Consider the following 22,200-nt stretch of genomic DNA (forward strand, 5'->3'; position numbering starts at 1 on the left):
CATGATTACCGGTCTTAAATCCAACGCCCCTGGAGGGGCTCAAGCCAGACGCGCCTTATTGGAGCAGCGCCTGCGCAAAGCCGCCGGCCCGGCCCGGCCCAGCGCGCTTTCGTTTGCACAGCAGCGTCTGTGGTTTCTCGATCAACTCGAGCCAAACAGTCCGCTGTACAACGTCGCCAGCGTGGCCCGGGTACAGGGCAAAATCCATGCAAGGGCGTTGGAGCAGGCCATTAATGCGATAATCGCCCGTCATGAGGCCCTGCGCACCCGCTTTGTCTGCCCGGATGAATCCCCTGTCCAGGTTGTCGATGCCCGCCTTTGGATACCGCTCAAGACCATTGACCTGATGCGCCTTGCCCCTGCCGAGCGCGAATCGGAAGCCGAACGGCTCACACATGAGGAGATTCATTTGCCTTTTGATCTGGGAGCGGGCCCCCTGCTGCGTCCGACACTGCTCCACCTCACACCCGATGAACACAGGCTGGTTCTGGTCATTCACCACATCGTGGCTGACGAATGGTCGTTGAAGGTTTTGTTTAGAGAACTGGCCGCCTTCTACGAAGGCTTTATTGAAAACCGGCCCAATCAATTGCCAGAGTTGCCTATCCAATATGCCGATTACGCGGCATGGCAGCGGGACTGGCTGCGGGGCGATGTCCTTGAAAAGCAAATCGGCTTTTGGAAACAGCAACTGGGCGGGGAACCCCCAGCCACCGAGTTGCCGACCGATTTTCCACGCCCTCAAACGCCCGCGTTTCATGGTGGGAACCAGGCGCGAGTTTTCAGCCAGGACCTTGCCGTCCGGCTCAGCCAGTTTGCAGCGCAACACGAGGCAACTCTTTTTATGGTGCTCCTGGCGGCACTCAAGACCTTGCTCCATCGCTATACGAGGCAGGAGGACATTATCGTCGCTTCCCCGATCGCAGGACGCAACAGGGTCGAGACTGAAGGGTTGATCGGCTTTTTTGTTAATACCCTTCCATTACGGACGCGCCTGAACGGAGACCCGGCGTTTGAAGAACTTTTGGCGCGGGTTCGCCAGGTTACTGTGGGTGCTTATGCGCATCAGGATTTGCCCTTCGAACGGTTGGTTGAGGAGCTGCAGCCGGAACGCTCGCTCAGCCATCTGCCGTTCACCAAAGTAATGTTTGTCATCCAGAACGACGTCCTGCAACAAATCAATCTCCCGGGGGCTCAACTCCAGTTTGTTGAAAATGAGGCCGACACGGCGAAATTCGATCTGACATTGCTCGTGCAGGAGAGGGCTCGAGGGCTGGTGGCCCGGGCAGAATACAATTGCGACCTTTTTCGGGGGGAATCAATTGAGCGGCTGTTGCAGCATTTCGAGACGCTTCTTGAAGGGATCGTGGATGCGCCTGGGCGGCGGTTATCGCAGTTACCAATCCTTTCTGCGGCTGAAACCAAGCAGATGCTCAGTGACTGGAATAGTAACGCGCGCGAATACCCTCGAGACAAGTGTGTTCACGAGCTTTTTGAGGCCCAGGCGCAGCGCCATCCGGACACCATTGCCATCCTCTTTGGGCAGGCATCGATAACCTATGGTGAGCTCAACGCTCGGGCGAACCAACTGGCGCATTATCTGAAAGGGCTCAATGTCGGACCCGATGTCCCCGTGGGAATCTGCCTTCGGCGCTCGGTGGACATGATCATTGGATTGCTGGGTATTCTGAAGGCAGGAGGGGTCTATGTTCCCCTGGACCCGGCTTATCCAAAAGACCGGCTGGCCTTCATGTTGGAAGATACTCAAGCGGGGGTGCTCTTGACGCAGCAAACACTCCTGGCGCAGATGCCACAGAATGCGGTCAAATTAATCTCTTTGGATGGGGATTGGGAATTGATTGCGCGGGAAAGCAAACTCAACCCCGCCAATGTGGCCAACCCGCTCAACCTGGCTTATATCATGTACACCTCCGGCTCGACTGGCCGGCCCAAGGGCGTAGCCGTACCGCACCGCGCGATCAATCGGCTGGTGCTGAACACCAATTTTATTCAGATCGATGCCACCGACCGCATCGCGCAGGTGTCCAACATGTCTTTTGATGCGGCAACTTTTGAAATCTGGGGGGCACTGCTCAATGGGGGGCAGCTCATTGGGATCACCCGGGACGTGGCGCTGTTCCCCGCCGCCTTTTCGAGGGAACTCAGCCAGCAGGGGATCACCGCAATGTTTCTTACTTCAGCCTTGTTCAACCAATTAGCAGCCGAAGTGCCGCGCGCGTTTGCCGGGCTGCGTACTTTGATAGCTGGAGGCGATGCCCTCGATCCGAAATGGGTGCGGGTGGTGCTGAAGCAGGGGCCGCCCGCGCGCCTGGTGAATGGCTACGGTCCAACGGAGAACACCACCTTTACCTGCTGCCATCTCATTGAGGCATTGGACGAGGAGGCGCTGAACGTTCCCATAGGCCGGCCCATTGCCAATACCCAGGTGTATATCCTCGATCCGCATTTAAACCCGGCGCCTATCGGGGCTCCGGGCGAACTCTACGCCGGAGGGGATGGTCTGGCGCGGGGCTATTGGAACCAACCGGAACTGACGGCGGAAAAGTTCATTCCCAACCCATTCGACCCCAGCGGGGCCAGCCGGCTGTACAGGACGGGGGATTTGGCTCGTTACCGGCCTGATGGGACCATTGAATTTATGGGCCGCATCGATCAACAGGTGAAGATTCGCGGATTTCGCGTCGAGCCAGGCGAGATTGAGACTGTTCTGAATCAGCACCCCCGAGTTCGGGAGTGTGTGGTGGTCGTTCGGGGAGAAGGAGCGGCTGCCAAACGGTTGATAGCGTACCTGGTGCCCAGCGGCGAGCCGGTGCCAAACGCGAGTCAACTACGGGCCTTTGTTCAGGAAAAGCTCCCCGATTACATGGTGCCTTCGGCATTCATTCCCCTCGAAACGCTTCCCCTGACCCCCAATGGCAAAGTAGATAGAAAGGCATTGCCGGCGCTCAACCAGGAGAGGCCGGAGCTGGAACGGCAGTATGTGGCGCCTCGTGATGAGGTCGAGCGGCAGTTGGCAGCCATTTGGGAAAGAGCCCTTGGAATGCGCCCAATTGGCATTCAGGACAAGTTCTTTGATTTAGGCGGGCATTCATTGTTGGCGGTGCGTGTGATAGCGCAAATAGAAAAGAATCTGGGTAAGAAGCTGCGTTTAGCCACGATCTTTCAAGCGCCAACCATCGAGCAATTGGCCGCCATTGTTCGGGAGGAGATCAAAGAATCGACTATTGCGGCGAGCACCTCGCTGGTTGAAATCCAGCCCCAGGGCTCGCGGCCACCTTTGTTTCTAGTGCATGGGGCCGGAGGCGGGATGTTCTGGGGGTATGTCAATCTCTCGCACCATCTGGGCGCCGATCAGCCGGTGTACGGCTTCAAATCCAGGGGGCTGGATGGGCGCCAGGAGTTGACCAGCATTCGCGCCATGGCCTCCACCTATGTCGCTGACTTGCGCTCGCTCCAGCCGCATGGGCCTTATTTTCTCGGCGGCTATTGTTTTGGAGGAAATGTGGCCTTTGAGATGGCCTGCCAGCTCAGCAAACAGGGCCAGAAGGTCGCCTTCCTGGCGCTGCTCAATTGCTCTCCTCCTAATTCCCGCTACACGCGCACCCAATGGACACCGCTTTGGGTTGGGCGATTCTTGCGAAACCTGCTTTATTATGCCAATTACGCCCGCCAATGGAGTCCCGCCCAGCGGCGCGAGTTCTTTCGCTGGAAGTGGTCGCTGGTCCGCAAACGGTTGACACATCATGTTGGTTCCGCCCCTGGCCCGCTTTCCTCTGTGGGCGCAGGAGACCTGGTCGATCTTTCTTCCTATCCGGAAGAGCAACGCCAAGTCTGGGAAGCCCATATCCAGGCCTTGCTCCAATTCCATCCCCAGCCATTCGATGGACGCGTGCACCTATTCCGCAGCCCTGGCCATCCCTTTTGGTGCTCATTTGACGCCGACTATGGCTGGAGCGATTTGGCCCGAGACGGGGTGAACATCACCATCATCCCCGGCGCGCACGAAAAAATTCTTGAAGAACCTTGTGTGCAAATCCTGGCACGTGGATTAGACAAGCTCTTGAATGAAGCCCAAGCTGCGGCTGAATCCTCCCACGTTGAACCAGCCGGGGGCGGCCTGGAGCCCGTGGCCGGGCAACCCAACAACCATTCCTTACAAAACAGGATGCAGACCACTAATGACCCGAGAGAGCAAGTCCGAGGAGCATTCCAGGAGGGTTTGCAACCAGGCGCGCAGCGGAATGCCATTGCAGGCGTTGTGGAGAATCATGCAATTGGGCTGGGACTAGACGATGGCTTTGAATCGACTTACCCGGTTCTTTTTCTTGCTCAAGCCCAGCGTGCGCCCTCGGCCATTGCGGTTCGGTTCGAAGGGGCCGAGTTGACATACGCTGAGCTAAACACTCGTGCCAACCGCCTGGCTCATTATCTGCAACACCTCGGGGTCGGACCTGAGGTTCTAGTCGGGGTCTGTCTGGAACGCTCGCTCGATTTGATGGTGGTGTTGCTGGCGATCTTGAAAGCTGGCGGCGCTTATCTGCCTTTGGACCCGGCATACCCCTCCGAACGGCTTGCCTATATGCTGAGCGATTCGCGGGCGCCACTGGTCCTGACAACCCGGCGGCTGCTGTCGCGTCTGCCTCAAGGCTCGGTCCAATCCCTTTGCCTGGATGACCAGGAGGCTATCGAGGGCATCAGGGGCAGTTCAGGTTCGCAGCCAAACAGCTCGCCCTCTGCGCGGGACCTCGCTTACGTTATCTATACTTCCGGTTCGACGGGAGCGCCCAAGGGCGTCCAGATCGCTCATCGCGCCCTTCTGAACCATAATTTGGCCATCACGCGGGCCTTTTCACTGAAACGAACCGACCGGGTGCTTCAGTTCACGCCTCTTAGCTTCGACATCTCTGTCGAGGAGATTTTTCCCACCTGGCTTCGAGGGGCGGCCTTAGTTCTGCGACCTGAGCAGTCGATTTCATCGTCGGAACGGTTCCTGGACTTTATTGAAGATGAGCGGCTGACAGTTTTAAACCTTCCAACCTCCTATTGGCACGAGTTGGTCGATTTCCTTCAAACCAGCGAACGCCCGCTTCCCGAGTCGGTCCGGCTGATGATCATCGGGGGAGAGAAGGCCTCGAACGAGGCCTATAAAAGATGGAAGCAATGCGTCGGCGGCAGGGTGGCTCTCATGAACGGGTACGGAGCGACCGAGGCGACAGTTACCTCGACTCTCTACCTGGCCCGAGGCGATGAAGAGTCCCTGCCTATTGGCCGACCGATCGCCAATACCCACGCCCTGATCCTGGATGAGCAGCTCAAACCGGCGCCCCAGGGGGCCGAAGGCGAATTGTTCCTCGGCGGGGCCGGACTGGCGCGGGGGTATCTCGACCGGCCAGAATTGACGGCTCAAAAGTTTATTGCCAATCCTTTTCCAAAGGAGATCGATTCCGATCGCTTGTACCGGACCGGCGATCTGGCGCGGTTGCTGCCCGACGGGAACCTCGAATTCCTGGGGCGCCTGGATGAGCAGGTCAAGATACGCGGCTTTCGCGTCGAGTTGGCCGAGATTGAGTCTGCCCTGCTTGGCCATCCCGATGTCAAAGAAGCGGTGGTGGTCGCCCGTGAGGACATGCCGGGCAAAAAGCGACTGGTCGCATATCTGGTTGCGCGGTCAACGCCGGGACCAAGAGTAAATGAGCTGGCGCATTTTCTTAAGCAAAAGCTCCCGGGTTATATGGTGCCCGCGGCGTTCATTTCTCTCAGCGCGCTACCCCTCACCCCGGCCGGCAAAGTGGACCGGCGCGGCCTGCCCTTGCCGAGCAATGCCCGGCCAGACATCGAGCAGGAATTCATCGCGCCTCGCACCCCGCTTGAGGAGAGACTTGCGGGGATCTGGGGCGATGTTCTGGAAATCAATTCCATCGGCGTTGAGGATAGCTTCTTTGATTTGGGGGGCCATTCGCTTCTCGCGATGCAGATCATATCCAGAATTCGCGACACCTTCCATGAAGACGTTTCATTGGCTGACCTCTTTGCGCATCCGACCATCGGTACGCTGGCAACGCATCTGATGCAGAGTGATACGCTCCAAGGGGCCTGGGCCAGCGCGTGTTTGGAACAGACAACCCGCCGGAGGCTTTCCTCCCGGCAACAGCGCCTTTGGGTGCTTGAGCAGTTCCAGTCCCGGCTCTCGCCTTTCAACCGGCCCCTGCTCTTGCGCTTGTGCGGACCGCTGGACCGGAGGGCATTGGAACAAAGCATTACTGAACTTGCCAGGAGGCACGAAGGGCTCCGGGCCATTTTCGCTTCAGATAACGGCGAGCCGGTCCAATATGTCTGCAACCCCGATGAGATCGCGTTGCAGGTAATTGATTTTTCCACCCTTGACGGCAATGAGCGGGAACGGGCATGTCTGGCTCGGGCCCAACAAGAGACGCGCCGGCCTTACATTATGGCCCAACCCGTCTTGCGTCCGCTGCTCTTTCGTCTGAACCCGACGGAGCATTGGTTGTTGCTGGCTCTACATGAGATTGTCGCAGATGACCGGGCCGAAAGAGTCGTATTTGAGGAACTGACCGCCCTTTACGAAGGTTTCGCTTCTCAAAATCCCATCTCCCTGCCGCCCCCGCTGCCCTACGATGAAGCGGCGGCGCAAGCGGATTCCTCGCCGTGTGAAACAGAGGATATGGAATACTGGAGGACCCAGCTTGCAGGGGCGCCGGAGCACATTGATTTGCCAACCGACCGCCCGCGCCCGTCCGAACATAATGGCGAGGGCGCTCGTTTGAAGATAAGCCTTTCCCCGCGCCTCACGTCAGCCATCGAGCAGTTGAGCAGGGAGCGCTGCTGCCCCATCTTTACGACCTTATTGGCGGGATTCGCGACCATGCTTCATCGTTACACCGGCAGTAGCGACATGGTGATTGGCTCGACAAACCCGGGCCAGCCGGCGCGGGGTTCGGGCATTGCCAATTTTGAAAATCCAATTGCGCTGCGCTGCAATTTATCGGGTGACCCGCGATTTCAGGATTTAGTGATGCGTCTGGACGAAGTGGTCTCGGGGGCGCGGGCGCACAGCAGGCTTCCGTTTGCGGCGCTGGTGGACCAATTGGACCCCGGGCGGGACGCGAAATATCCGCGCGTCTTCCAGGTGGGTTTTGTCCTGGAGGAGCAATCCTTGCCCCAGCGCATTGCCGGATCGCTCCGGTTCACCCCTCTGCAAATCGATAATCACACGGCCAAACTGGACCTGGCTCTCCGCCTGGCCAAGACGCCTGAAGGCTTCTCAGGCTGGATCGAATACAGCACCGCTCTATTCGAGCACGCCAGAATGGCGCGCCTGGTGAAACATTTTCTGGCTTTGCTGGAAGGGGCAGTTTTCTCGCCTGAAACGAAACTGTCCGCGCTGCCGCTCCTGCCTCAAGAAGAAAAGAAACAAGTGCTTATCGACTGGACGCGCACCGAACAGGATTATCCCAGGAACAAAACCATCGCGACACTCTTCTGCGAGCAGGCGGCCCGCACACCGGACGCGGAGGCGCTGGTCAGCGGGAATCAGCGTTGGAGTTATCGAAGGCTTTACAACGAGGCGGTTCAAATCGCCCTGGATTTGCAGCAACGGGGCGTCCAGCCTGAGAGTCTAGTTGGCATTTGCCTCCAGCGCACCCCCGAGATGGTGGCCGCTCTGCTGGGCACCCTTCTGGCGGGAGCCGCTTACGTGCCGCTGGACCCAGGCTATCCGGTGGACCGTCTCTCATTCATTGTGCAACACGCGCGTCTTTCGGTCTTAATCGCTCAACAGCCTCTGCTGGATTTGGTGCCCAAGGGCGATGCGCAGCTCTTCTGCGTGGAGGCCCGGCAAGACGAGGCTCAAAAGGACACTACCCTGCAGCCCATGCTGAAGGCGCCGCGGAGGGCATCTCAATCGTCGAGTCTGGCGTATGTCATCTATACCTCCGGCTCAACCGGACGGCCCAAAGGAGTCGCCATCGAACATCGCAGCGTTTCGGCCTTCATCCATTGGGCGAAAGGGTTCTTCAGACCCGAGGACCTTTCCGGTGTTTTGGCTTCCACGTCCATTTGCTTTGATTTGTCCGTATTCGAGTTGTTCGTGCCCCTCTGCTGTGGAGGCAAAGTCCTGCTGGTTGACAATGCCCTGGGCCTGGCTGCTTTGCCCGCGGCCGATGAAGTCCGGCTCATCAACACGGTCCCTTCTGCCATGCGCGAATTGTTGCGGCTCAAAGCGGTGCCTCCTTCGGTGCGAGTGATCAATCTGGCGGGCGAACCCCTCGCCACCAGTCTGGTCGATCGCATCTATCGCGAGACCAGGGTCCAGAAGGTTTATGACCTCTACGGCCCGACAGAAACCACGACCTATTCGACCTGCGCCTTGCGCTTGCCTGGCGCACGCGCCAGCATCGGCCGCCCGCTGCCTAATGAACAAGTCTATCTGCTGGACGCCCAGTTACAGCCGGCCCCCATTGGGATAGCGGCCGAACTGTACATCGGCGGCGAGGGCCTGGCCCGGGGTTATCTTTATCGCGACGACCTTACACGCGAGAGGTTCGTTCCACATCCTTTCAGACCAGGCGCCAGGCTTTATCGGACCGGTGACCTGGCGCGCTGGCGCTCTGATGGGAATTTGGAATATTTGGGGCGTATCGATTACCAGGTCAAGGTCCGAGGCTTTCGGGTTGAACTGGGCGAGATCGAGGCGGTGCTTCGGGCCCACTCGAGCGTGCGGGAAACGGTGGTGGTTGCGCGAGAGGACCATCCTGGCGACAAACGTCTGGTGGCCTATGTGGTGGCGGCCGATGCCAAAACGCTCTCAGCCCAGGACTTGCGCCAGGCCGCGATTGCCAAGCTCCCGGAATACATGGTGCCCTCGGCGTTTGTTTTTCTCGATGCCCTCCCCTTAACCCCTAATGGCAAAGTGGACCGCAAAGCTCTCCCTCCACCCGGCGAAGAGCAACGGGTAGGAGGGTTCATCGCGCCGCGGACACCCATCGAGGAGCAGCTTGCAGCGATTTGGCGTGAAGTGCTGCACATCAACCAGGTCGGGCTTCAGGATAACTTCTTCGATCTAGGCGGTCATTCGTTGTTGGCGACCCAAGTCATCTCGCGAATCAATGAACTCTTTAAGATCAATCTGCCGCTGCTGGCCCTGTTCAGCGCCCCTACGATAGCCCAATTAAGCGCCGGGTTGGAGGCGGGCCAATGGACGGACCACGCGGCTCCCATTCTGCCACTTCAGGCTGTGACGCGAAGGGCCTCCCACCCGGTTTCATTTGTCCAGGAACGGCTTTGGTTCCTGAACGAGCTTCAACCGGGCGGTCATGCTTACAATGTTCCAACGGTTCTGCGCCTGAAAGGTCACTTGGACCGCAAAGCGCTCGCAAAGGCGCTCGACCACATCGGCCAGCGCCACGAAGCACTGCGCGCCTCTTTTCATTACGCCAACGGCGAACTGACCCAGGTGATAGCCCGGAAGTTTCAGTTCGATTCCCAGGACGTGGATTTGGGAAACGCCCCTGCGGAGGAGAAGGAAAAGCGGGCGCGGGAGTGGGCGTTGGGTGAGGCACGGCGTGCTTTTGATTTGGCAGCCGGCCCGCTGACACGCGTCAGCGTCGCTCGTCTGGAGGATTGCGAGCATCTATTGGCCGTGGTGATGCATCACACCGTATCGGATGGCTGGTCTCTGGCAATTTTCTTTAGAGAACTTCAGGCCCTCTACGATGCCTTTGCGGCTGGCAAACCTGCCCCGCCCCTCCCGAAGTTGTCCATCCAATACATCGACTTTGTCCACTGGCAACGCCAATGGATGCGTGGCCCGGTCCTGGAACGGGAATTGAATTATTGGAAACAAAAACTTGATGGGGCGTCTCCTGCTGTAGAGCTCCCGGCGGACTTTGCTGCGTCAGAACAACCTGTTATGGAGGCGTTGCGCCGAACGGTGACCATCGAACCACGGCTGGTCCAGGCGATGAAGTCTCTGGCACAGCAACAAGGCAACACTCCTTTCATGGTCCTTTTTGCCGGGCTGGTCATGACGCTTCACAAATGGACCGCTCAACGCGATCTAGTTATCGGCACCGTTGTTGCTGGCCGCACGCGGCGCGAACTGGAAGATATCATCGGCTGTTTTATGAATTTCCTGCCGCTCCGCGCGCAAATCCAGGGCGGTGAGACCGCCGAAGAGATTTTAGCGCGGGCCCGGGAGACTGCGTTGGAGGCCCAGGCGCACCAGGATTGTCCGTTCGAGAAAATCGTCGAAGCAGTCAATCCGCAGCGCGGGCTCAACCGGAATCCTCTCTATAACGTCGGGCTTCTCGTTCAGAATTTTCCCAACCAACTTTTCCCCAGTGAAAAGCTCGAAGCCGCCAGCCTGCCGGTGGAGTTGGATGCGGCGTTGCTCGATCTGCGTTTTGAAGCGGAGCACACCCCGGTTGGGCTATGCCTCCACTGCGAGTACCGGGCGGACCTGTTTGCGCCAGGCACTATCGATCAACTCCTGGCCTCCTGCTTGGACGCCTTGAGGTTTATTGCCGAACAACCCAAGGCCCGATTGGCGGAGTTCCATGCCAGCCCTGCCTTGGAAACTCAGGCCGAAGCGTGCCGCTCTGGCAAAGCACGGCGGACCATTGCCATCACGGCAACCTTTACTGCGGAATTGCTTGCTGAGCCGCTCGGTTATTGGCTGAAGGAACTGGACCTGCCGGCGATAGTGGAATTTGCGCCATACAATCAAGTCTTCCAGCAACTGCTCGATCCGTGCAGTCTCCTGGCGGCCAATGAAAACGGCCTGAACGTCGTCCTGCTGTGGTTGGAGGATTGGCAGCGCCGTGCCGGTGTTCCGGGCCAGGAGCGCGCGCAAGGTCCTGATGAGAACCTGGCGCGCAGTGTCCAGGAATTCAGCGCGGCTCTCAAAGCGGCTGCCTCCCGGACCTCAACCCCGTTCCTGGTTTGCCTTTGCCCGCCCTCACCGGCTACGCTTGCAGACCCCGTTCAATCCAAGGTTCTGGCCAGGGAAGAGGCGGCTCTAGTCGCCGGGTTGGAAGGATCAGCGGGGGTGTACGTGTTAAGCAGCGCGGATATTGGCCGCTGGTACCCCGTAAAGGAGTACTATGATCCGAGCGGGGACGAATTGGGCCACGTGCCCTTTACGCCGCTATTCTTTACCGGCCTGGCAACGGCTATTGGGCGGAAGTATCATTCGTTGCAGCGCGCACCCGGCAAAGTCATCGTGCTGGACTGCGACCAGACTCTCTGGTCGGGTGTGTGCGGCGAAGACGGCCCTCATGGAATTCAACTCGACCCGCCGTGGAAGGCGTTGCAAGAGTTTATGCGCGCGCAGCAGGAGGCGGGGATGTTGCTCTGTCTGTGCAGCAAAAACAACGAGGCGGATGTGCTGGAGGTATTCAACCAGCGGCTGGACATGCCCTTGCGGCGCGAACACTTCATTTCCTGGCGTCTGAACTGGCAGCCCAAATCCGAGAACCTGCGGTCTCTTGCTCAGGAACTGCAACTGGGCCTGGACAGTTTCATTTTCCTGGACGACAACCCGCTCGAATGCGCCGAGGTGGAGGCCAATTGCCCTGAGGTGCTCGTGCTTCAGTTGCCCACCGAACCCCGGCAGATTCCCGATTTCCTGAATCATTGCTGGATATTTGATCATCTCAAACTCACAGCCGAAGATAAGCGGCGGGCGCAGCTTTACCGGCAAAACCAGCAACGCGAACAGCTTCGAGTCCAGTCGCCCAGTCTTTTGGACTTTCTGTCGCGCCTGGAACTCAAGCTCGATATTCATCCCATGCGCGTTGAGGAGTTGTCTCGTGTGGCGCAGTTGACTCAGCGCACCAACCAGTTCAATTGCAACCCGGCGAGGCTGACCGAAAGCGATCTCCAGCAACGGCTCTCCTCTTCTGAGGTCTTCGCTGTCCAGGTCAGTGATCGTTTTGGCGATTACGGTTTGGCCGGGGTGCTCCTCTGCCAATGGCGCACCGACCTGTTGCAGGTGGACTGGTTTCTTTTGAGCTGCCGCGTCCTGGGGCGCGGGGTCGAGCACCGCATGCTCTCCTGGCTGGGCGAGCGGGCGCGCGAGCGGAGCGCCAAATGGGTCGATTTGCATTTCGTCAAAACGGCCCGAAACAAACCCGCTTTTGATTTTCTTGAATCTGTAGGAGCCGATTTCAAACAAGCGCTCAATGGAGGCTATGTGTTTCGGTTCCCGGCGGGGTTTGCGGCCGAAGTTGCCTTTCAGCCTTCTGTGGCAAACGTGACCCTCTCGGCGCAGTCTGCTGCTCCGATTCCCGCGTCTGGCGGCGGCTCAGCCCAAAACCAAGGACGCAAGTTCACCCAATGCCGGTCCATCGCGCTGGAGGCCAATGAGGCGGCCAAAATCCAACAGCGCATCGAGTCCCGGCGCGTTCTGCGCACGGTAAAACAGATGGACTATGCCGCGCCGCAAACTGAGATCGAACGCCGCTTGTGCGGGCTTTGGCAGGACTTGCTGCATGTCACCCGCGTTGGACTGAAGGACAATTTCTTTGAATTGGGCGGCCATTCGCTTCTTGCGGTGCGGCTCTTTGCTGAAATCGAGAAACTCACCGGGCGCAAATTCCCGCTCGTGACGTTATTCCAGGCGCCGACCCTGGGCCAACTGGCCAGGGTGCTGTCCCAAGCCCAGGGGCCCGCTTGCGGTTCGTTGCTGGTGCCCATCCAGCCCAAGGGGGCCAAACCGCCGTTATTCCTGGTACACGGGGCCGGCGGGGATGTGCTCTGGGGTTATGCGAACCTGGCGGCCTACACGCCCGCCGACCAGCCCATCTACGGCATTAAATCCCGAGGCCAGTCCGGGCTGGATGAACCGGCGACGATCGGCGAAATGGCCCAGCATTACCTCCAAGCTGTGCGCGAATTCCAGCCGCAGGGCCCCTACTATTTAGGCGGCTATTGCTTTGGCGGGAATGTCGCCTACGAAATGGCGCGCCAGCTTCGGGCTGCGGGCCAATCCGTCGCGCTGGTGCTTCTCATTGACAGCTCTCCGGCCAATGCCGGCTATGAAACGGTTGCCTGGTGGCGTCCAGGTTTTTGGTCGCGATTTGCGCGAAATTTCATTTATTGGCTGCACGACTTCGCCCAGTTGCAGCCGGCTGAGCGGAGCGGCTTTATCCTGAGGAAATTCCGGGCATTGGGCCGCAAACTTAAGCGGCGCATCCAAGGGGAGAAAGGACCGGGTCCAGTTGATCTCGAAGAGGTGATCGATCCCGAGCGGATTCCCGATAACGAACTGAGGCTGTGGAAGGTCCATCTCCAGGCCCTGATTACCCATGTGGACCAGTCCTATCCGGGCGGTGTCAGCCTGTTCCGCACGCGCGGCCAGCCCCTGTTCTGCTCGCTCGAAGAGGATTTCTGCTGGGGCAAGCTCGTCCAGGGCGAAGTTGGGGTCACATTCATTCCCGGCTCGCACGAGAATATTTTTATGGAGCCCAACGTACAGGCTTTGGCTCGATTGTTCAAAACGGCGCTGGCGGAGGCCCAGGGCGCGCCTGGCGAAGAAGGCAAGCCGGAGTTAAAGACCGCTGAGATTTCGTAACACCTATGATGCTTCTAAAATTTATATTCCGCACCTGCCGAGGGATGATGATTTTCACCACCGTGACGGCGATGCTCAGCGGCGCCTGCAATGCCGGGCTGATGGCATTGGTCACCGCCGCTTTGACGCGCACCTCCGCCGGGCTCGCTGCATTGCTTTGGGCCTTCATCGCGCTGGGCCTGGGCAAGGTCCTTACGAATTTTGTTTCCCAGGTTGTGCTGGCAAGATTCTCGCAGGGGGCTATTGCGCAGTTGCGGCGCGATTTGATCAGCAAAATCCTTGCGGTGCCATTGCGGAACCTGGAAGAAATTGGCTCGCCCCGCATTCTGGTGGCTCTGACGGACGATGTCTTTAACATCACCCAGGCGCTGCTGGCGATACCGGTCATCTCGGTCAATATCGCCATCCTTCTTGGGGGCGCCGCCTATTTGGGGTGGCTCTCCTGGAGGATGCTTGCCGCGGTGGCCGCGTTAATTCTCTTTGGGGGCATCGGCTACCGCCTGGTCATTGCCCGCGCCTTTCACTCGCTGAACCGCGCGCGGGAGTCGGAAGACAAACTGTATGGCTATTTTCGCGCGCTCACCGAGGGCATCAAGGAGCTGAAACTTCATCGCAGCCGCCGCAGCGCGTTTTTTAATGATAATATCCAATCCACCACGGAGGCCTATCAGCGCGAGAACGTGCGGGCCGAACTCTGCTTCATCACGGCCCAGAACTGGAATCACTTGCTTTATTTCGTGCTCATTGGGGTCATCCTGTTTTTGGTCCCGCATCTGGCGGCTTTCAGCCAGAACACGCTCACGGGGTACGTGGTCACTACGCTGTATCTGATGGGTCCGCTGGCGGGGGTGATGAGCAGCTTTTCGCTGTTTGGCCGCGCCAGCGTCGCCCTGCAGAAGGTCCAAACTTTGGGAATCTCCTTGTCCGAGCACTCGACCGAAACCTGTTCATTCGATCAATCCGAAGCGCCGGTCGCTTTCAACCGCCTGGATTTGCGCGCTATCCTTCATTCGTACCATTGCGAGCAGGACGACAGCCATTTCATTCTCGGGCCCATCAATTTGAGCTTTCGCCCCGGGGAATTGGTTTTCCTGGTGGGCGGCAACGGGAGCGGCAAATCGACTTTGGCCAAGCTCGTTGCAGGACTTTACGTGCCCGAGGCGGGCGAGATTCGGCTCAATGGGCAGTTGATTAGCGATGCAAACCGGGACGAATATCGCCAGCTTTTCTCCGCCGTCTTCGGCGATTTTTACCTGTTCGAAAACCTGCTCGGCTTGAAGAACCCGAACATTGACACCCAGGCCGAGGAGTATCTCCAACAGCTCCATTTGAACCACAAGGTCAAGGTGCGGGACGGCGTTTTATCGACCACGGCTGTTTCCCAGGGGCAGCGCAAACGGCTCGCGCTTTTGACCGCGTATCTCGAGGACCGGCCCTTTTACCTCTTCGATGAGTGGGCGGCGGACCAGGACCCCCATTTCAAAGAAGTCTTTTACAAGCGCCTGCTTCCGGAACTTAAAGCGCGGGGCAAAACCGTCCTGGTCATCACCCATGATGATCGCTACTTCTACCTGGCAGACCGCCTGATTAAACTGGACTATGGCAAACTGGTCTTGGGTTCCACGCCGGAACCCAACGGCTGCTCGCGACCGGTCCTTGTTAAAGATGAGTTTTGAAACGGCGCTCGTGACAAAGCCCCGCGATGGAGAATGATTGTTGCAGGCAACCCGTTTGCTCATCTTGAAAGCGACGTGGAACAAGCGGCAGCGGGATTGCCTGCTGCCGCCACGGGCCGCACGAGGCGCTGGAAGGTCTCGTGCCATGCCTCCGCCTGGGTCTCGATCGAGAATTGCCGGACAAAATTCCGCCCGTTTTCGCCAAGCTGCCCGCCCGCCTTGCGATTGAAGTACAAGTGCCGCACCGCCTCTATCGTTTGGCCAACGTCCGCCAACATCCGCCAAATGCAGGTCTTTTGTTCCGGTTGCAAAATCCCTCCCACCGGCAGGCCCGCCTGCGCGCGGCCCACGAACTCGGCGTGCGACGAATAATTTGTATAAACCACCGGCAACCCCGCGCACATCGCCTCCCAGGCCGGCAACCCGAACCCTTCGCCGCCGCTCAGAAACAACAGGCCGTCCCATATCCGGTAGAGCATCGGCATGTCCTCGGGCGCCAAAGCTGATTTGTGCCCATGCTCGGGCGTGTAATACACGTCGCGGTCGCGCCGCAGGCCAAACTGCTCCTCGATGGCTCGCAACGGCCAGGCCTCCTCGGGTTCCTCGGGCATGTGGCACCACAGGAAAAGGTCCGGCAACGGGTTGGCCTGCTCGATTTCCATCGAACCGCAATGGACGCAACAGCCGTGGCGGTAATCGGGGCGCGACTCCTTGACCAGCAGCGGGGAATCCGCGCCCCCTTGCAGCGTCGGGTCCCACTCGAACAGACTGACCCGCCCGCAGGCCCGGCAAACCAGGTACTGTCCGCTGCGCAGGTAATGCAGGACCTTGTACAAAACCCAGACCTGCTTGCGCCATTGGTTGCGGCCAACCCAGCCGAGAACAAAAGACTCCGGCGGCATCCAGCGCGGAAACAGGTCGCATCGCATTTCCGCCCGGGTCTCCTGCGGCACGGGGGCAAACCTCTCGAGATCCGCCGGGCTGTAGCGGTAACCGAGTTTCTCGCGGGCCACCATCGGCAAGCAGCGCGCAAGGACCTCCATGGAGAATTCGCTCTTCGTGAAAATCACGTCCGCGTGGTTGAGAATCGCGCCATATCCGGGCATCATCGGCAGGCCGTCGAAGTTAATATAGAGAATCAGCTTGTAGCGCCGGTCCTTTGGCGGCAGGCACAAATACAGGACTGCCTGCGGGTCGCCGAAGGCAAACACGATGTCCGGCTGCGCCTTGGGCAGCAGGAGGAAGAAGGTTTTCTGGCCGTATTTGTCCTCGGGCGTAAACTCGAGTTTGCCCTGGCGGTTTTTGAAGGTCATCGTCGGATAGACAGGCCATTGGGGCGTGGTCACGGCGTAACATTGGAATAAACCGAGCTGGTGAAGCTCGTACTGGCCCGGGTATTTTGCCAGCAGCCCGCCGAAGATGAGACGGGTGGCCTTGGCCATGCCAGTCGGCAAAACCGGGCTGTCGGTGACAATCAGGATTTTAGTTAGGCCTGGCATGCATTCTGGTGGTCGGCCGCTTGCTTCAATTCAACTAGCCGACACTGACGTTCATTTTCCGGCGGCCGCTATTCGAGAAATATCCGCCAATAACGCCATAGCCTCCTGTATCTCCCCTGGGCTGACGCCATGCCGGCCCCAGCTACCTGCCACCACGCCCAGTCGTGATGCAGCGGGTAAATCGGAGCCAAGCCATCCGGCCAAGCCGCCTTCCACAAATACAGGATGGGCACGACGACGGAGTTGCTTAGGCGGACGGCCAAAGGGACGTCTGCGAGCGTCTGGATGGCTCCCAAGTCGGCTTGCGCCAGCACCGTCACCCAGCACATTATCGCCGAGAGCAGGAAGAATGGCGCCTTTTCGAGCAGGAGCCGCCAAACCGAGGGCGCGATCTCATCCAGTTTGGCCACTTGATCCCGGGCATCGAGCGGCGCGGGCCGCCACCCGGCCGATTCTCCCAGGCGTAAGCGTCGGAGTGGCCAAAAATCCAGCAGTAAGAGGGTGACTGGCAGGCTCACGGCGATGGGCTTGCACAAAAGGGCGCCAGCAAACAGCAGCAGGGAGAGCAAGTAGTTGCAAACGCCTCCTTGACGGGCATACCGCACATAACAAAGCGTCGTGAGCAGCCAGAACGAAGTGCAAACCAGGCTCTTCCGCTCGGAAATCCAAGCGACGGTTTGAACATGTAGCGGATGCACGGCAAATAGAACAGCCACCATCGCGCTGCGCCACTGCTTGCCTGTGAGATTGTCCAGCAGCGTAAAAAGCAGGAGTGTGTTGGCCACATGGAACCAAAGATTTGTCAGATGCTGAGGCCCAGCCTTCAGACCAAACAGTTGGCAATCCAACTGGTGGCTCAGCCAAACCAAAGGCTGATAAGAGGTCGCACCGCCGCTCAGCGTCGTAAAGGCCCACCTGAGATTAGCCAGCGTAAGGCCGGTATAAACGTGGGGATTGCGGCCAACAAAAAGAGGATCATCGTAGTTAATGAAGCTGTGGAGCGACACCTGCCAATAAACGGCGGCCGCGAGCCCCGCCAAGGCCCAGCGGAGCCTTGCTCTTAACTTTTCTTCATGCTCTTCCATAACACGCATCGCTTCCGAGAGGCGGCAGCCGAGTGATGTTCGCGACGGTTTTGCAACCACTACCCCAACGGTGAAGTTATCGCTCGGAACCGAGGAGACGCTGCTTTACATTGTCGGGCAAAGCTGAGTTCTGCACCCAGGCGCGCGCAGCCGCCTGGTCCGCGTTCATCCAAGCGCCGGCTGCCGTCTGCATTTCCAAAAGCCTCTCCCTCTCGTCGCCTATTGACTCCGCCCAGGCTGCTGCCGCAGCCGGGTCCGTGCGGTCCACGACCTCGACAAAGCTCCCCACAGCCGCGTCGCGGGTCGAGCCCGGGCTTTGCCCTTGCAGCCAATTGGCCGCGCCAGCCGGATCATTTATCGCCCAAGAAATCACCAGAGTACGCGCCGACTCGTCTCGCGCCTTGCCTTCGGGAAACTGATCCACCCATTTCGCCGCCGAGACCGGGTCCGAGGCGGCCCACGAGGTAAGGACGCTGTCCACGACGGCGTTTTGGGTGTCGCCGGCAGAAATGCTTGCTGCGAAAGCAGCGGCATCCGCTGGGGACTTCCGCCCCCACACAGCCCCCAGCGCAGACAAGGCATCCTTTTGCGCTTGCCCGGACAAATTATCGACTGCCCATCTGCCGGCTGCCGCTGGATCCGTTGAAGCCCATTCGCTCGTTACCTCACCCGCAAGATTGTTGAGCAAGCTCCCGGAAGGCTGGCTCAGGAGGGAATCCGCCGCAGCTTTGGGATCGCCAGCAGCCCATGATGTCAGGGCTTGGCGCGTAGCCTGGCTGCGGCCGGTTCCTGCCGGCAATCCTTGCGCCCAAGCCAACGCGCTCTGCGGGTCGCTAGTGGCCCACGCGCTTGCAATAACGCCAAAGAGCCGGTCCCGCTCACGGCCTGGGTCAAGCGATGTCGCAAGTTCGGCAGCGGCCGGGGGATTGATTTGGCTTAGCCGTCCAGTCAATTGCGCCAGCGCCAGAGCTCTGTCAACCCTGTTAGTGAGTTGTTGGGCCAATATAATTATCCGCCCGATTTCCTGCGGCCTAAGCGAGCCTATTAACGCCTGCAACTGTTGCTGGTTCTTATCTCCTGAGTGGGCCGCGGCGAGTGCGCGGAAGAAAGCCGCATCCTGATCTTCTTGGCGGGCGGACAGGGCGACCAATCGCCCGCGCGATGCGGTTGGCGCTCCCTGCCCTGCCGCATGGGCAAGGGAATTTGTCGAGACGACAGTGGAACCTACGCTTTCGTGCGCTTCACGTAATGGCACACGTCCGAGAAAAAACCCAAGGGCAAGTCCAAAGGCAACCAGTGAAAACTTGGACGTTATTACTTTCATACTCGAACGATATTCGGCTTTCCACCGTCCTCAGGGCGGGCGAAAAACCGCCAAAGCGATTCATTATAGTCTCGCTGCCTCGACACCGCTCGCCGCGTCTATTTCCAAAGACCCGCAACCCCCGCCACCCCTCTCGAATCGTTACTGGCCAAGGGCAGAGGTATTCCCGAAAAAACGGCGTGGCGACGCAGCGATACGCGACCACCGCTCTGAGCCCCAAAGCCGCCAGAATGAATTCCAGCTTCCAAGAAACCACCAAAGAACCAACAGTTGAAGCATCACGTCCGCCATTCCGCGCGGCAGAGGCAGGCGGTCCGCCACTTGCCCGAGACAGGGGCATGTGTGGACCCCTAATAGGAAATTGCCCAGGTGATAGGCAATCAAGTTGCTGCTCAACCACAGGAGCATCAGCGAGCGCCTTAGATCGCTCCGGTTCCATACCAAAAGCGCGGCCGTGGCCAGTTCAAAGAGCGCCGCGAGAACCATCACTCGCCGGTAACCCAAATGAAGCAACTGGTCCTGAATCTGGAGAATTCTCGCGCCCCCTCCGGCGCTGTACAGCTTTGCCAGCGCGGTCAACAGCAACATGCCCGCCGCAGTTCTGTAAAACCAAATCTCCCGCCTCCAATTCAATCGAATTAATCCTTTCTGTTTGCTGAGCGCCCTGTCTTTAGGGGCCAGGCCATTGCTCGTTGTGAGGTTGATTGTCACTGTCCCAGCGGCGCGCCACATTTGGGTTCGAGAAGTAAAAAAACAATTGGGTCGGCAGGTTTTCCACATGACCGTCGCAAAAGGCCACGTTCCAGCGCGCGGCATGTCTTTGCGCCATCAAGCGCAGTGTTGAGGCGTTGGTATAGAAGGCAGGATAAGATGACGAGAAGTCCAGGCCGAAGTTCATAGCACCGCCCGGGGGGTCGGCCCCGGGCACGAAAGGCGTGTCACCCATGGCGATCATATCGCTCGGGTGGAGCACTCTGCTTTCGGGAGTTGGTGGAAGAGCGCCAACCATGTTACTGGTGGACGTCGCGCCCACCCAGCCCAGCCCCTGGTTCCACAGATCCTCCGGAATGGGTCGGTTTAAATGTTCCCAGGCCTCGAGCCAACCAGAATCGTTATACGCATAGCTTCCAGACGACTCCGAGGCTCCAAAATAGAGAAAAAAAGCACCCCGCACTCGATTATACCCCGGGCAGGCATAAACACTGCGCGGTGGGCCAAGATATGTATCGGAACGTCCATTGGTAGAATAGCTGTAGTTGTTCGATGGCCAAGGCGCTCCGACAAAAGACTGGATTTCCCCGGGCAACCGTGCCGCGTCTGGGTACACGCCGCTCTGTTGCACGTACATGCTGATGCCCAATGTGATTTGGTGCAGGTTGTTGCGGCATTGGGCTGAATCTGCCTGGATTTTTGCCCGATGTAGCGTTGGAAGCAGCATCGCCGCCAGAATGGCGATGACGGCGATCACGACCAACAACTCAATCAAGGTGAATCCATGGGAATTCTTTTTCATCGAACATTCCTCGAATCGAACCGAGCGGGAGGCACGGGCGCTAACGTTAAGCCCGCGCCTTCCCTGGGACATGGAATCACCCGAAACGTTACGAGCATGTGCCGCTGCTAGGGTCAACCGTCCCCGCGTATATCCCATGATCCCCTGGGGCAGTCGGTGGATCCCCAAATATCTCGCCGTAGGACCACGAGGCGAAAGACGATGTGTTCCCCGAAGCATCCGTAAAGTGGACTGGACCGACACAATAATTTGGAAGGGTACCACCGTCGCCGCCAGTGCCCTGGTACCCTCCCGCTCCGGTTCCCGACCACACAACATGGTGATTCGCCTGTGCGTAGACTATCCAGTCCTGGCTTGCGGTGATTGGTTGTTGACCGGCGCCTGTATTGCTATTCCAGGTTATGCCGTCTACTGTCGCACCACTTGCGATACAGACCGCGCTTGTACCCTGATAATAGCAGGCCTCCGAGTAACTCGCGGCCAGCAGGCCGGCAACCAAGAGCCCTGTTTGTGGTTTGAATTTGAATCTCATGCTGTAACTCTCCTTTCATGTTTGCTGTTTTCTTTGTTCGGTTCTTTCGCTCCCAACACGAGAGCAAAAATCGCCACGTTCATCCCACCCCAAATTGTGTAGAGAAGCATCCTCGAAATGCGAGGCCGCGGGGGGAGCAGGGCGCCGAAGGGGTCCAAAATGTAAGCCATTTGCAAGGCCCCATTGGTGCCCCGGTCGTAAACTGCGCCATTGGGATAGACGCGGGTCGCCCAGCGGTTGAACTGGGCAAAAGGGGCGATACCAAAAGCATTGTCCGCCAGGAGGGTGTCGTCGATTTCGAAATTGATAATCCGCCACTCGTCCACTTCAATCTCGGTTTGCTTCCGATCGTCCGGAATCCAACAGCTCCTGATGACCGCCGGTAAATACGAATACTTGGGAGTAGGCGCGTAGGAGTAGCGGATGATGTAATGGTAGGTCTGGTGTGGAAAGGCGTAATGCACTTTCAAGCCGCTTGGACGCCCACCCGGCGCCGGCAGCAATTGGCCCGTGATGACAATGTGCTCGTGATCGAGTTCCGCTTCCGTTCTGAAATGGTTCCCAGCCCACTCCACCTTGCCAAAGCCTGCATACATGATCCCCATATTCACCACTCGGCGCAGCGGCTCCAGCATGAATTGGCTCGTATAAAAGATCGAGACCGCCTTGCCCGCGATCGACGGGTCGCGGTCATCCCAAGTCGTTAAGCGCCCCGGCGGCTCGACCAGGGCGTGCTCGTGGCCGGAAATTGAAACCAATTCGGCTGCAACACTGAGATTGGTCACATCACCCAAGCCGCCAAGCCGTCGGAACAGCAGCCCGTTGGTCTGCCACCTTGCCTGGAAGTATTCGAACCTTGTCGATAGCGCGAAGGTGCCATCCAAAGGTCGGGCCCCGCCGTCCATCGGTACCTTTTGCTGGAAAACAAGGTTCCTGATGACAGGAGGCGACGAGATGAA

The 22,200-nt window shown here is 58.7% G+C and carries 8 protein-coding genes; 2 read left to right on the forward strand and 6 right to left on the reverse strand.

Annotated elements, in window-relative coordinates; genetic code table 11:
- Position 1 precedes the first annotated feature (1 nt).
- Together VG146_22640 and VG146_22645 are read left to right on the forward strand one after the other, a co-directional pair.
- Positions 2-13,612 (forward strand): amino acid adenylation domain-containing protein, encoded by a 13,611-nt coding sequence (locus VG146_22640; protein HEV2395159.1) that lies wholly within the window; start codon positions 2-4, stop codon positions 13,610-13,612.
- A 5-nt stretch (positions 13,613-13,617) separates the two neighbouring features.
- Entirely contained in the window at positions 13,618-15,288 is a 1,671-nt protein-coding gene (locus tag VG146_22645) for a cyclic peptide export ABC transporter (GenBank protein ID HEV2395160.1), read from the forward strand.
- 59 nt (positions 15,289-15,347) lie between these two features.
- Here the strand turns inward: VG146_22645 and VG146_22650 are convergent, their stop codons facing one another.
- The 6 genes from VG146_22650 to VG146_22675 form a co-directional block, all read right to left on the reverse strand.
- Entirely contained in the window at positions 15,348-16,787 is a 1,440-nt protein-coding gene (locus VG146_22650; GenBank protein ID HEV2395161.1) for a glycosyltransferase, read from the reverse strand.
- Between the two features lie 68 nt (positions 16,788-16,855).
- Positions 16,856-17,872, reverse strand: a complete 1,017-nt coding sequence (locus tag VG146_22655) for a glycosyltransferase family 39 protein (protein HEV2395162.1) — start codon at positions 17,870-17,872, stop codon at positions 16,856-16,858.
- A gap of 76 nt (positions 17,873-17,948) precedes the next feature.
- Positions 17,949-19,196: a hypothetical protein gene (locus VG146_22660; protein HEV2395163.1), complete on the reverse strand. Its 1,248-nt coding sequence runs from the start codon at positions 19,194-19,196 to the stop codon at positions 17,949-17,951.
- Between the two features lie 141 nt (positions 19,197-19,337).
- Positions 19,338-19,784: a hypothetical protein gene (locus tag VG146_22665; protein ID HEV2395164.1), complete on the reverse strand. Its 447-nt coding sequence runs from the start codon at positions 19,782-19,784 to the stop codon at positions 19,338-19,340.
- Between the two features lie 82 nt (positions 19,785-19,866).
- Positions 19,867-20,709, reverse strand: a complete 843-nt coding sequence (locus tag VG146_22670) for a type II secretion system protein (GenBank protein HEV2395165.1) — start codon at positions 20,707-20,709, stop codon at positions 19,867-19,869.
- 528 nt (positions 20,710-21,237) lie between these two features.
- Positions 21,238-22,200 (reverse strand): hypothetical protein (locus VG146_22675; protein HEV2395166.1); only part of this gene is annotated, 963 nt, incomplete at its 5' end.

This window comes from Verrucomicrobiia bacterium (assembly GCA_035946615.1).
Lineage (GTDB): Bacteria > Verrucomicrobiota > Verrucomicrobiia > Limisphaerales > UBA8199 > DASYZB01.

What these genes read in the sequence shown, in the direction of transcription:
- VG146_22645 (HEV2395160.1), top strand. Translation starts at nt 13,618, where the DNA reads ATGATGCTTCTAAAATTTATATTCCGCACCTGCCGAGGGATGATGATT.
- VG146_22655 (HEV2395162.1), bottom strand. Translation starts at nt 17,872, where the DNA reads ATGGAAGAGCATGAAGAAAAGTTAAGAGCAAGGCTCCGCTGGGCCTTG.
- VG146_22650 (HEV2395161.1), bottom strand. Translation starts at nt 16,787, where the DNA reads ATGCCAGGCCTAACTAAAATCCTGATTGTCACCGACAGCCCGGTTTTG.
- VG146_22660 (HEV2395163.1), bottom strand. Translation starts at nt 19,196, where the DNA reads ATGAAAGTAATAACGTCCAAGTTTTCACTGGTTGCCTTTGGACTTGCC.
- VG146_22665 (HEV2395164.1), bottom strand. Translation starts at nt 19,784, where the DNA reads ATGTTGCTGTTGACCGCGCTGGCAAAGCTGTACAGCGCCGGAGGGGGC.
- VG146_22670 (HEV2395165.1), bottom strand. Translation starts at nt 20,709, where the DNA reads ATGAAAAAGAATTCCCATGGATTCACCTTGATTGAGTTGTTGGTCGTG.
- VG146_22640 (HEV2395159.1), top strand. Translation starts at nt 2, where the DNA reads ATGATTACCGGTCTTAAATCCAACGCCCCTGGAGGGGCTCAAGCCAGA.